Here is a 12612-nt window from a genome sequence, read left to right as displayed (position 1 = left end):
CAGATTCTCGTGGAGCCTCGCTGATGAAATCCTATGAAGTCAATTTTGACGGTCTAGTGGGGCCGACCCATAACTACGGCGGCCTGTCCTACGGCAACGTCGCGTCCCAGAGCAACAGCCAGCAGTCTTCCAACCCCAAGGAAGCGGCGCTGCAAGGCCTGGCGAAGATGAAAGCGCTGATGGAAATGGGTTTCCAGCAAGGCGTGCTGGCACCGCAGGAGCGCCCGGATGTGGCCGCGCTGCGTCGCCTGGGCTTTGGCGGCACCGACGCTCAAGTGATCGAGCGCGCTGCCAAAGACGCGATGCCGCTGCTGGTGGCCAGTTGCTCGGCCTCGAGCATGTGGGTGGCCAACGCCGCCACCGTCAGCCCGAGCGCCGACACCGCTGACGGCCGCGTGCATTTCACCGCTGCCAACCTCAACTGCAAATATCACCGCAGCATCGAACACCCGACCACCAGCCGCGTGCTGGGTGCGATGTTCGCTGACCAGAAACACTTCGCCCACCATGCCGCCTTGCCGGCCGTGGCGCAGTTCGGTGACGAAGGTGCGGCCAACCACACGCGTTTCTGCCGTGAATACGGCGAAGCCGGCGTCGAGTTTTTCGTGTTCGGCCGCAGCGCGTTCGACACCCGCTACCCGGCTCCGCAGAAGTACCCGGCGCGCCAGACCCTCGAAGCGTCCCAGGCCGTTGCCCGTTTGCACGGCTTGAGCGATGACGGAGTGGTCTACGCCCAGCAGAACCCGTCGGTGATCGATCAGGGCGTGTTCCACAACGACGTGATTGCCGTCGGCAACGGTGAAGTGCTGTTCTATCACGAGGACGCGTTCCTCGAGACCGAGCAGATGCTGGCCGAGCTGCAGAGCAAACTCGCCAAGGTCGGTGGGAAATTTCAGTCAGTCTGCGTACCGCGTTCCGCAGTAAGTGTGGAAGATGCCGTTCGTTCCTACCTGTTCAATAGCCAGCTGCTGTCGCGTCCTGACGGCTCCATGCTGTTGATCGTGCCGGAAGAATGCCGTGGCAACGAGCGTGTATGGCAATACTTGCAGGGTTTGACCAGCTCCGGCGGGCTGATCCGCGAAGTGAAAGTCTTCGATCTCAAGCAGAGCATGCAGAACGGCGGTGGCCCGGCTTGCCTGCGGTTGCGCGTCGCACTCAACGAAACCGAACTGGCGGCCGTCAACCCAGGGGTTATCATGACGGCACCGTTGTACGGCACACTGACCGAATGGGTCGAGAAGCACTACCGCGACCGCATGACCGAAAACGATCTGGCGGACCCGCAATTGCTGCTTGAGTGCCGGACGGCACTGGATGAACTGACGCAAATCCTTAAACTGGGCGCGGTTTATCCATTCCAGATCAATTGATCGACGACGCGCTGCCCCGGATGGCAGCGCGTCGCTTCATCTCAAACGAGAGCGTAAAGACATGAGCGATACCCTGCAGCTGATCCTTGAAGACACCGACGGCACGCAACTGGAGACGTCCTGCACCCGCGTCGCGGTCCTGTGGCAAGGCAAAGAGCTGTGGATCCAGCAGGACGGCCGTGGCCAGTTGCTGATCGGCGTGGACGTCGAAGAAGGCGATGCCGAGTACGCCAACCTGCTGCTGCGCCCATTGGCGACTAATCTGGTAAGTCTGCAACTGGAGATGGAGCCGGCTGACCTCACCGACGATGAGGACCACGTTCACGGCCCGGACTGCAACCACGATCACTAAGGAAACCGCTCTATGCTCGCCCTCGGCAAACTGCTTGAACTGACCCTCGCCGGCCGCGAACCGGCGGAGAAGACTCAACTGACTGTCGAAGGCGTGCGCATGCGCTGGTTGAGCGAAGGTGCGCTGGAAGTCCGGCCACCTGAAGCGCGTGACAATGGCCTGGACCTGCTGCTGTCGGCGGGGATCCACGGCAACGAAACAGCGCCGATCGAGTTGCTCGATCGCCTGTTGCACGACATTGCCCGCGGCGACCTGAAGCCGCGCGCACGTATTCTGTTCCTGTTCGGCAACCCCGAAGCGATTCGCAAAGGCGAGCGCTTTGTCGAGCAGGACGTCAATCGGCTGTTCAACGGCCGTCACGAACAAAGCAGCGGCTCCGAAGCCCTGCGCGCCTGCGAGCTGGAGCGTTTGGCGGCCAGCTTCTTCAGCCTGCCAGACCGTCAGCGCTTGCACTACGACCTGCACACGGCGATTCGTGGCTCGAAAATCGAGCAGTTCGCCCTGTACCCGTGGAAAGAAGACCGCCAGCATTCGCGTCAGGAACTGGCGCGCCTGCGTGCCGCCGGCATGGAAGCGGTGTTGCTGCAGAACAAGCCGTCCATCGTGTTCAGCGCCTACACCTACGACAAGCTCGGTGCCGAGGCCTTCACCCTGGAATTGGGCAAGGCGCGGCCGTTCGGACAGAACTCCGGGGTCAACGTCTCGCTGCTGGAGGCGCGCCTCAAGCAGATCATCGAAGGCACCGAGCCGGAACTGACTGAAGCGGCACTGGACGGTTTGCAGCTGTACAGCGTGGCGCGGGAAATCATCAAGCACAGCGACAGTTTCCGCCTGAACCTGCCGGCGGACGTCGAGAACTTCTCGGAGCTGGAAGTGGGTTACCTGCTGGCGGAAGACATTGCCAACACCCGCTGGATCATCGAGGAGGAGGGCGCCCGGATCATCTTCCCGAACCCCAGGGTGAAGAATGGCTTGCGTGCCGGCATCCTGGTCGTGCCGACCACCGACGAAAACCTGGCCTGATCTGATAACCCCTGTAGGAGCGAGCTTGCTCGCGATGGACTTGAGAACGCCGCGGGGTATCAGATACCCAGCGTTATCGTTGACGACCATCGCGAGCAAGCTCGCTCCTACAGGGGGTAGCGGTGTTAGACCGCTACCGCGCGCGGTTCAGTGCGGCGCAGCGCACGGATTTTCATCAGCGTATCCGCACAGGTCTTCGCCGCTTCCTGGCCTTTATGCACGAAATGCTCGAAGAAGAATTTCTGGTGCTCTTCGCCGGCATGGAAGTGGTGCGGGGTCAGGGACACCGAGAACACCGGCACTTCGGTTTCCAGTTGAACCTGCATCAGGCCGCTGACCACCGACTGGGCGACGAACTCGTGACGGTAGATTCCGCCGTCCACCACCAGGGCGGCCGCGACGATGCCGGCATAACGACCGGTCTTGGCCAGCAACTTGGCGTGCAGGGGCATTTCGAAGGCGCCGCCGACTTCGAAGAAGTCGATGTCGGATTCCTGATAACCCTGGGCAATCATTTCGGCGAGGAAACCTTTACGGCTCTGATCGACGATCTCCTTGTGCCAGCAGGCCTGGATGAACGCGACGCGCTCGCCGTGATGGTGTTTGCTTTTGCTGTCAATTGCGGTGGGTTGCATGTTCTGACTCCTGTTTGTGTGAAAAACAGGGCGTTATGAATCGAAGGGGATCTGAGGGTACGCACGCTCGCATGAATGCCGGCGGTCGGCCCTTTGGTGTCAATCCCGTTCTCTCTTCATCCGGACTATGACCGTCGGCCCCGGGATCACACCGGGTCTGCTGACCTTGCTGTCAGGCACCGCCGAAGCCGTGCTGCCATCAAGCGCTCGCGGGCTATGCGCATTGCGCGCAATTACCGCCGGTGGGGAGTTGCACCCCGCCCTGAGAACGTTTTTGCCGCCGGAATGTTTGGCGGCGCAGCGTTTTTATCACATATTTCCGATATGCGCATGACCCCTTTTGGATGATTGTCATCGACTTTTCCGTTGTTTTAATCGGCCTTTTCCTACGCAAGGGTTGATTAATCGTCGCCATGCCCGCAGTAATTCTTTCCTGAAAGGGATTTCCCCTGCTTACCGAGGCCAGATTCATGAGCGTTATCGATCTTCGCAGCGACACCGTCACCCAACCTTGCGCCGGCATGCTGGACGCGATGGCCAAAGCCGCCACCGGCGACGACGTGTATGGCGAAGATCCGACGGTCAATCATCTGGAAGCCGAACTGGCCAAGCGTCTGGGTTTTGCCGCGGCGCTGTTCGTGCCGACCGGGACCATGAGCAATCTGCTGGGGTTGATGGCCCACTGCGAGCGCGGTGACGAGTACATCGTCGGCCAGCAGGCCCACACCTATAAGTACGAAGGTGGCGGCGCAGCGGTGCTCGGCTCGATCCAGCCGCAGCCGCTGGAAGTGCAGGCCGATGGCTCGCTGGACCTGGCACAGGTAGCGGCGGCGATCAAACCGGACGACTTCCACTTCGCCCGCACCCGCTTGCTGGCGCTGGAAAACACCATGCAGGGCAAGGTCCTGCCGCTGGAATACCTGGCCCGGGCGCGCAGTTTTACCCGCGAGCAGGGTTTGCAGCTGCACCTGGACGGCGCACGCCTGTACAACGCGGCAGTGAAGCTGGGTGTGGATGCCCGGGAAATCACCCGGTATTTCGATTCGGTCTCGGTGTGCCTGTCCAAAGGGCTGGGCGCACCGGTCGGTTCGGTGCTGTGCGGCTCGGTCGAACTGATCGGCAAGGCCCGGCGCCTGCGCAAGATGGTCGGTGGCGGCATGCGTCAGGCCGGTATTCTCGCGGCGGCCGGCCTGTATGCGCTGGATCACAACGTTCAGCGCCTGGCCGATGACCATGCCAACGCGCAAGTGCTGGCCGCAGGCCTGCGTACGGCGGGCTTCGAGGTCGAGCCGGTGCAGACCAATATGGTATATGTGCAAATGGGCGACCAGGCCGAAGCGCTCAAGGCCTTTGCCGCCGAGCGCGGGATCAAGCTCAGTGCGGCCGCGCGTCTGCGCATGGTCACGCACATGGACGTCAACCGTGCGCAAATCGAGCAAGTCGTCGCGACATTCGTCGACTTTTCGCGCAAGTGATAGCGTTAGGCTCCAATTGACTGTTTCTATCGTATAAACACGCTGTACCCCGCGCGCAGGGCCGATATAATGCGGCCCTTTGCCGTCGCTTCGTCTGTTGACGTTTCGAACAGGCCTTTGGCCGCAGCCTCCGTGGAAGAACCTAATGAAAAGCGCAGAAATCCGTGAAGCCTTCCTTCGCTTCTTCGAAGAGCAAGGACACACCCGTGTAGCCTCCAGCTCTTTGATTCCGGGCAACGACCCAACCCTGCTGTTCACCAACGCGGGGATGAACCAGTTCAAGGACTGCTTCCTGGGCCAGGAAAAACGCGCGTACACCCGCGCGGTCAGCAGCCAGAAATGCGTGCGCGCCGGCGGCAAGCACAACGACCTGGAAAACGTCGGTTATACCGCTCGTCACCACACCTTCTTCGAAATGCTGGGTAACTTCAGCTTTGGCGATTATTTCAAGCGTGATGCCATCAGCTACGCCTGGAACTTCCTGACTTCCGACAAGTGGCTGAACCTGCCGAAGGAAAAGCTCTGGGTCACCGTCTACGCCAGCGATGACGAGGCGTACGACATCTGGACCAAGGAAATCGGCGTTCCGGCCGAGCGCATGGTGCGCATCGGCGACAACAAGGGCGCGCCATACGCTTCCGACAACTTCTGGACCATGGGCGATACCGGCCCGTGCGGTCCTTGCACCGAGATTTTCTACGATCACGGCGCTGACATCTGGGGCGGCCCACCGGGCTCGCCGGAAGAAGACGGCGACCGTTACATCGAGATCTGGAACAACGTGTTCATGCAGTTCAACCGCACCGCCGATGGCGTGTTGCACCCGCTGCCAGCGCCGTCGGTGGACACCGGCATGGGTCTTGAGCGGATCAGTGCCGTGCTGCAGCACGTTCACTCGAACTATGAAATCGACCTGTTCCAGAGCCTGCTGAGCGCGTCGGCCAAGGCCATCGGCTGCACCAACGACGCCCAGGCTTCGCTGAAAGTCGTGGCTGACCACATCCGTTCCTGCGGTTTCCTGATCGCCGACGGCGTGCTGCCGTCCAACGAAGGCCGCGGCTACGTGCTGCGCCGGATCATCCGTCGCGCCTGCCGTCACGGTAACAAGCTGGGCGCCAAGGGCAGCTTCTTCTACCAGATCGTCGCGGCCCTGGTCGCCGAGATGGGCGAGGCCTTCCCTGAACTGAAATCCCAGCAGGCACACATCGAACGCGTGCTGAAGGCCGAAGAAGAGCAATTCGCCAAGACCCTGGAGCAGGGCCTGAAGATCCTCGAGCAGGATCTGGCTGAACTCAAAGGCGACGTGGTGCCGGGCGACGTGGTGTTCAAACTCTACGACACCTACGGTTTCCCGATGGACCTGACCGGCGACATCGCTCGCGAGCGCAGCCTGACCATCGACGAAGAAGGTTTCGAGCGTGAGATGGAAGCCCAGCGCGTCCGTGCCCGTTCCGCCAGCTCCTTCGGCATGGACTACAACAGCCTGGTCAAGGTCGATGTGGACACCGAGTTCACCGGTTACACCGCTCACAGCGGTTCCGCCAAAATCGTTGCTCTCTATAAGGACGGGCAATCGGTTGACGTACTGAGCGAAGGCGAAGAGGGCGTCATCGTCCTCGATCAGACGCCGTTCTATGCGGAGTCCGGTGGCCAGATCGGTGATTGCGGCTTCCTGCAGGCCGGTGCTGCGCGTTTCGACGTGCGCGACACCACCAAGACCGGTGGTGCGTTCCTGCACCACGGCGTGCTGGATTCGGGCAGCCTGATCGTAGGTGCTCCGGTGGAGACTCATGTCGACGCCGAAGTGCGTCACGCGACTTCGCTGAATCACTCGGCGACTCACTTGCTGCACGCCGCATTGCGCCAGGTACTGGGCGACCACGTCCAGCAGAAAGGTTCGCTGGTCGACAGTCAGCGTCTGCGTTTTGACTTCAGCCACTTTGAAGCGATCAAGCCTGAGCAACTGAAAGCGCTGGAAGAGATCGTCAACGCTGAGATTCGCAAGAATTCCGAGGTTGAAACCGAAGAAACCGATATCGAAACCGCCAAGCAGAAAGGCGCCATGGCGCTGTTCGGCGAGAAGTACGGCGATAGCGTGCGCGTACTGAGCATGGGCGATTTCTCCGTCGAGCTGTGCGGCGGTATCCACGCCAACCGTACCGGCGACATCGGCCTGCTGAAAATCATCAGCGAAGGCGGTGTGGCATCGGGTGTGCGTCGTATTGAAGCCGTCACCGGTGCTGCGGCACTGGCTTACTTGAACGCGGCGGAAGAACAACTCAAGGAAGCGGCGAGCCTGGTCAAGGGCAGTCGCGATAACCTGATCGACAAGCTGTCGGCTGTGCTGGAGCGCAACCGTCTGCTGGAGAAGCAACTCGAGCAGTTGCAAGCCAAGGCAGCCAGTGCCGCGGGCGACGATCTGTCGGCCCAGGCGCAGGACGTCAAGGGTGTGAAAGTGCTGGCCGTGCGTCTGGACGGTCAGGATGGCAAGGCGCTGCTGGCGCTGGTCGATCAACTGAAAAACAAACTCGGCCGCGCAGTGATCCTGCTCGGCAGTGTCCATGAGGAAAAGGTCGTTCTGGTTGCAGGCGTAACCAAAGACCTGACTGGCCAACTCAAAGCCGGTGATTTGATGAAGCAAGCCGCTGCGGCAGTGGGCGGGAAGGGCGGTGGTCGTCCAGACATGGCGCAAGGCGGCGGTACCGACGCTGGCGCACTGGATGCGGCACTGGCGCTGACCGTTCCGTTTGTAGAGCAGGGTCTATAAGGCAGTGCTTGCGGCTCGTAGTCTAGTGGCGGGCCGCAACGCTGTTTGAGTGATTATTTGGGCGCCCTTCATGGGCAGAGGCGGCTTTGAAATGGCTTTGATCGTACAGAAATTTGGAGGCACCTCGGTCGGCACTGTCGAGAGAATCGAGCAGGTCGCCGACAAGGTTAAGAAATTCCGCGATGCCGGCGATGACCTGGTGGTTGTGCTGTCTGCAATGAGCGGCGAAACCAACCGTCTGATCGATCTGGCCAAGCAAATCAGTGGCGACGGCCAACCGGTTCCGCGCGAGCTGGACGTGATCGTCTCCACCGGTGAGCAGGTGACGATTGCCCTGTTGGCCATGGCGCTGATCAAGCGCGGCGTGCCGGCGGTGTCGTACACCGGCAACCAGGTGCGGATTCTGACGGATAGCGCGCACAATAAAGCGCGTATCTTGCAGATTGATGACCAGAAGATTCGTGGTGACCTGAAGGCAGGTCGTGTGGTGGTTGTCGCCGGTTTCCAGGGCGTCGACGAGCACGGCAACATCACCACCCTCGGTCGTGGCGGTTCCGACACCACCGGCGTGGCGCTGGCGGCGGCCCTGAAGGCTGACGAATGCCAGATCTACACCGACGTCGACGGCGTCTACACCACCGATCCGCGTGTGGTGTCCGTGGCTCAGCGCCTGGACAAGATCACCTTCGAAGAGATGCTGGAAATGGCCAGCCTCGGTTCCAAGGTGCTGCAGATCCGCGCGGTCGAGTTCGCCGGCAAGTACAACGTTCCGCTGCGCGTACTGCACAGCTTCAAGGAGGGTCCGGGCACCCTCATTACTATTGATGAAGAGGAAACCATGGAACAGCCGATCATTTCCGGTATCGCTTTCAACCGCGATGAAGCCAAGCTGACCATCCGTGGCGTGCCAGACATCCCGGGCGTTGCCTTCAAGATTCTCGGCCCGATCAGTGCCGCGAACATCGAAGTCGACATGATCGTGCAGAACGTCGCGCACGATAACACCACCGACTTCACCTTCACCGTGCACCGTAACGACTACCAGGCAGCGCAAGCCGTGCTGGAAAAAACCGCTGGCGAGCTGGGTGCCCGTGAAGTCGTGGGCGACACCAAGATCGCCAAGGTCTCGATCGTCGGCGTCGGCATGCGCTCTCACGCAGGCGTGGCCAGCCGCATGTTCGAATCCCTGGCCAAGGAAAGCATCAACATCCAGATGATCTCGACCTCGGAAATCAAAGTCTCCGTAGTGATCGAAGAGAAGTACCTGGAATTGGCTGTGCGCGCTCTGCACACGGCTTTCGAACTGGACGCACCGGCCCGCCAGGGCGAGTGATGCGTTTGCCGGAAGGCGCGGTCTGACCGCGCCTTTTGTTTTTTTGAAAGGCGCGACCCGTTGGCTGTTCTTTTGCTCGCGCTGGTCAATACTCAGGCATGTAGGACTTCGACCGTTTTGGTTGTAGGTCGATTGCCTTTTTTTTGCAGACTGTTGTCCCTGAAATGAAATGCGTGAGGAGAAAGGTATGCTGATTCTGACTCGTCGGTGTGCAGAAAGCCTGATTATCGGTGATGGCGAAATCACCGTGACCGTGCTCGGCGTCAAAGGAAATCAAGTGCGCATCGGTGTTAATGCCCCCAAAGAGGTAGCTGTTCACCGGGAAGAAATTTACCTGCGTATCAAGAAAGAGAAGGACGAAGAACCAAGCCATTAATTTTTATCGTTTTTTATGTTTGCAAACGGGGAAGAAGCTGGTTAATATACGCCCCGTGTTGCGGAGAGCTGGCCGAGTGGCCGAAGGCGCTCCCCTGCTAAGGGAGTACACCTCAAAAGGGTGTCGGGGGTTCGAATCCCCCGTTCTCCGCCATTATTTGCTTAGTACGTTGTAATCTGGCTTTTTCGGTAAGTTGTTGAAATTACTAGAAAAAGTGTTTGACATAGAGATTAGACGGCCTATAATGCGCGGCAACAAATGCACTCGTAGCTCAGCTGGATAGAGTACTCGGCTACGAACCGAGCGGTCACAGGTTCGAATCCTGTCGAGTGCACCATTTAAGAGTCATCTGCAGTAATGTGAATGACTTGGCTTCAACCAGTTGTGATCTGGTCTAAAAACACAAATTGCACTCGTAGCTCAGCTGGATAGAGTACTCGGCTACGAACCGAGCGGTCACAGGTTCGAATCCTGTCGAGTGCACCATACAACAGAAAGCCCGCATTTAATGCGGGCTTTTTGCCGTCCGGGATTTGGCTTTTTCTTTCGTGCATCCCTTCTCATCGAACTCTACGTTTGCGCTACGACCTCGTAGAGTGTCGTAACGGTAGCTCGTGGCTGAATTGCGAATACTGATCCTGTCCGGCTTGCCGAGAGCGCTTTCGACGTCTTGCTGGGTCATGCCGGCGATCACTCGCTGATGGAGGATCGCCTCCCGGCGCTGCCTGGCAGTGATCAGGTTTCCGCACTTGTCCTGCGCTTGACCGACCACGGTCGGCTCTTTCCTTTGGATTTTCATTCCTGATGTTTCACGGGGTTCGGCTGGCGGCAAAAGCGCCATCGTGCTGCCGGGTGTAAACGCACGGACATCCTGAAGTGAAACGCTTTCTCCTGCGGCACAACTCAGTGTGGTGAAGGTGATGCGCCCATTGGCCGCCTCGCAGCGGTGAACGCTGGTGGCGAGTGCCAAGGGCAGGGGGCTGAGCAGGCTGAGCAGCAAGAAGAATTGTGAAGATGGTGGCATCAGGCGTCCTCCATGACGTTCCTTTTCAAGGGTAGCGGCTACAATTTTCGAAGCGGCGTGTGTTTTCTTTTCAGAATACGTCGTCGCACTTTCACGGATCAGGACAATGCTCAGGTTTGTTGTGCAAGCGCTTGTTTCAGCCAAGATTTTTTAACGTTTAAAACCGTCAGGCGGTGTATCATTGCGCCCGTCAGCCCCGCCGGGGCTTGTGGAATACCTCCATGGACTTACCCAGTAGTTACTCAGTACCCCGTTTTACCAATCATGAATTGACTGATTGATCCTTCCGGCGTGCCCCGCTGCTGGGAGTGGAGTTCGCCTATGTCCGAAGTTGAAGTAAAGAAAGCGCAGGAAAGCTTGCAGGATCGCCTGGCTCAGGTGGTTGAGTTGCTGCAGCGCCAGCGAGTGGTAGAAGACCTGACTCACCGCCAGGAAGGCCCGCATCATGACCGGGTCGAGAACCTGGTCCACCGGCAGAACCTCGTCGAGTTGCAACGCAAGCTCGATGACCTGCACTCCGCCGACGTCGCCTACATCCTTGAAGCCTTGCCGCTGGACGATCGTCTGACGCTCTGGCAATTGGTCAAGGCCGATCGCGACGGCGACATCCTCCTTGAAGTATCCGATTCGGTCCGTGAATCGCTGATCGCCGACATGGACGATCACGAGCTCCTGGCGGCCGCCAAGGACATGGATGCCGACGAACTCGCTGACCTGGCCTCCGAGCTGCCGCGAGACGTCGTCCATGAGCTCATGGAGACCCTCGACCAGCAACAACGCGAGCGTGTGCGTTCGGCACTGTCCTACGACGAGGAGCAGGTCGGTGCGTTGATGGACTTCGAGATGGTGACCATCCGCGAGGATGTCAGCCTTGAAGTGGTCCTGCGTTATCTGCGTCGTCTCAAGGAGCTGCCGGGCCACACCGACAAGCTGTTCGTGGTCGATTACGACGGCGTCCTCAAGGGCGTGTTGCCGATCAAGCGATTGCTGGTCAACGATCCGGACAAACAGGTTTCCGAGGTGATGGCCAGCGATCCGGTGAGTTTCCATCCGGACGAAGACGCCTACGATGCCGCTCAGGCGTTTGAACGTTACGACTTGATCTCCGCGCCCGTGGTCGACAAGAACGGCAAGCTGATCGGTCGTCTGACCATCGATGAAATGGTCGACCTGATCCGTGAAGAGAGCGAAAGCGAAGTTCTCAACATGGCGGGTCTGCGTGAAGAAGAAGACATTTTTGCGTCGGTCTGGAAATCCCTGCGTAACCGCTGGGCCTGGCTGGCGATCAACCTGATTACCGCGTTCGTGGCTTCCCGGGTCATTGGTTTGTTCGAGGGGTCGATCGAGAAGCTCGTGGCGCTGGCTGCGTTGATGCCGATCGTGGCGGGGATCGGTGGTAACTCGGGCAACCAGACCATCACCATGATTGTTCGGGCCATGGCGCTGGACCAGGTGAGCACGGGCAATACCTCGCGCCTGATGCGCAAGGAGTTGGCAGTCGCCTTGATCAATGGCGTGATATGGGGTGGGGTGATCGGTGTGGTTGCCTATCTGCTGTATGGCAGCTGGTCGCTCGGCGTGGTGATGACCGCCGCGATGACGCTCAACCTGTTGCTGGCGGCATTGATGGGGGTCTTGATTCCGATGACCCTGGCGAAGATGGGGCGTGATCCAGCGATGGGGGCCAGTGTGATGATTACGGCCATGACCGACAGCGGAGGCTTTTTCATCTTCCTCGGGCTGGCGACAATTTTCCTGCTCTGATGTCCTGTTCACTGAAAACCCGCCTTCTGGCGGGTTTTTTGTGCCCGGGTGAAACTGTAGGAGCCAGCCTGCTGGCGATGGACTCCAGTGCGCCGCGTTTATCCAGTTCACCCGCGTTATCGTTAACGACCATCGCTGGCAAGCCAGCTCCTCCAAGGGACCCTGCCCACGCTGAAACTGTAGGAGCCAGCCTGCTGGCGATGGACTCCAGTGCGCCGCGTTTATCCAGTTCACCCGCGTTATCGTTAACGACCATCGCTGGCAAGCCAGCTCCCACAAGGGGCCGTGCCCACGCTGAAACTGTAGGGGTCAGCCTGCTGGCGATGGACTCCAGTGCGCCGCGTTTATCCAGTTCACCCGCGTTATCGTTAACGACCATCGCTGGTAAGCCAGCTCCCACAAGGGGTCGTGCCCACGCTGAAACTGTAGGAGCCAGCTTGCTGGCGATGGACTCCAGTGCGCTGCGTTTATCCAGGTTACCCGCGTTATCGTT

10 protein-coding genes, 3 tRNA genes and 1 riboswitch are annotated in these 12612 nt (G+C 59.5%); of the genes, 11 read left to right on the top strand and 2 right to left on the bottom strand.

Annotation, left to right across the window (positions count from 1 at the left end; translation table 11 throughout):
• Window positions 1–23 precede the first annotated feature (23 nt).
• From astB to astE, 3 genes are all read left to right on the top strand, one after another.
• A complete protein-coding gene (gene astB, locus CD175_RS12360) occupies window positions 24–1370 on the top strand; it encodes an N-succinylarginine dihydrolase (protein ID WP_104449127.1) in 1347 nt (448 codons plus the stop codon).
• Window positions 1371–1431: 61 nt separating this feature from the next.
• Window positions 1432–1722 (top strand): hypothetical protein, encoded by a 291-nt coding sequence (locus CD175_RS12355; protein ID WP_007971029.1) that lies wholly within the window; start codon window positions 1432–1434, stop codon window positions 1720–1722.
• A 12-nt stretch (window positions 1723–1734) separates the two neighbouring features.
• Window positions 1735–2745: a succinylglutamate desuccinylase gene (astE, locus tag CD175_RS12350; protein WP_104449126.1), complete on the top strand. Its 1011-nt coding sequence runs from the start codon at window positions 1735–1737 to the stop codon at window positions 2743–2745.
• Window positions 2746–2870: 125 nt separating this feature from the next.
• On the opposite strand, the gene CD175_RS12345 is transcribed toward astE, so the two are convergent.
• On the bottom strand, window positions 2871–3380 hold the full coding sequence (locus CD175_RS12345) for a 6,7-dimethyl-8-ribityllumazine synthase (protein ID WP_102699825.1): 510 nt from the start codon (window positions 3378–3380) through the stop codon (window positions 2871–2873).
• 103 nt (window positions 3381–3483) lie between these two features.
• Window positions 3484–3654, bottom strand: a riboswitch (FMN riboswitch).
• 196 nt (window positions 3655–3850) lie between these two features.
• Here CD175_RS12345 and ltaE point away from each other — a divergent pair.
• The 7 genes from ltaE (at window position 3851) to CD175_RS12310 (ending at window position 9817) form a co-directional block, all read left to right on the top strand.
• Complete coding sequence (gene ltaE / locus CD175_RS12340; RefSeq protein ID WP_104449125.1) at window positions 3851–4855, top strand: low-specificity L-threonine aldolase; 1005 nt, start codon at window positions 3851–3853, stop codon at window positions 4853–4855.
• Between the two features lie 145 nt (window positions 4856–5000).
• Window positions 5001–7622: an alanine--tRNA ligase gene (gene alaS / locus CD175_RS12335; protein WP_104449124.1), complete on the top strand. Its 2622-nt coding sequence runs from the start codon at window positions 5001–5003 to the stop codon at window positions 7620–7622.
• Between the two features lie 91 nt (window positions 7623–7713).
• Window positions 7714–8955 carry an aspartate kinase gene (locus CD175_RS12330; RefSeq protein ID WP_007971040.1) on the top strand — a complete coding sequence of 414 codons (1242 nt, stop codon included), beginning with the start codon at window positions 7714–7716 and terminating at the stop codon, window positions 8953–8955.
• Between the two features lie 187 nt (window positions 8956–9142).
• Window positions 9143–9331, top strand: coding sequence for a carbon storage regulator CsrA (gene csrA, locus CD175_RS12325; protein ID WP_002554426.1), 189 nt, complete (start codon window positions 9143–9145; stop codon window positions 9329–9331).
• A 62-nt stretch (window positions 9332–9393) separates the two neighbouring features.
• Window positions 9394–9484, top strand: a tRNA-Ser gene (locus tag CD175_RS12320).
• A gap of 107 nt (window positions 9485–9591) precedes the next feature.
• Window positions 9592–9668: transfer RNA gene (locus CD175_RS12315), tRNA-Arg, on the top strand.
• A gap of 72 nt (window positions 9669–9740) precedes the next feature.
• Window positions 9741–9817, top strand: a tRNA-Arg gene (locus CD175_RS12310).
• 19 nt (window positions 9818–9836) lie between these two features.
• On the opposite strand, the gene CD175_RS12305 is transcribed toward CD175_RS12310, so the two are convergent.
• Window positions 9837–10355, bottom strand: a complete 519-nt coding sequence (locus CD175_RS12305; protein ID WP_104449123.1) for a cell envelope protein SmpA — start codon at window positions 10353–10355, stop codon at window positions 9837–9839.
• Between the two features lie 321 nt (window positions 10356–10676).
• Here CD175_RS12305 and mgtE point away from each other — a divergent pair, with 321 nt between their 5' ends.
• Window positions 10677–12119: a magnesium transporter gene (mgtE, locus tag CD175_RS12300; RefSeq protein ID WP_104449122.1), complete on the top strand. Its 1443-nt coding sequence runs from the start codon at window positions 10677–10679 to the stop codon at window positions 12117–12119.
• Window positions 12120–12612 lie beyond the last annotated feature (493 nt).

This window comes from Pseudomonas laurylsulfatiphila (assembly GCF_002934665.1).
Classification (GTDB): domain Bacteria; phylum Pseudomonadota; class Gammaproteobacteria; order Pseudomonadales; family Pseudomonadaceae; genus Aquipseudomonas; species Aquipseudomonas laurylsulfatiphila.
This window is presented reverse-complemented; position numbering and strand designations above follow the sequence as displayed.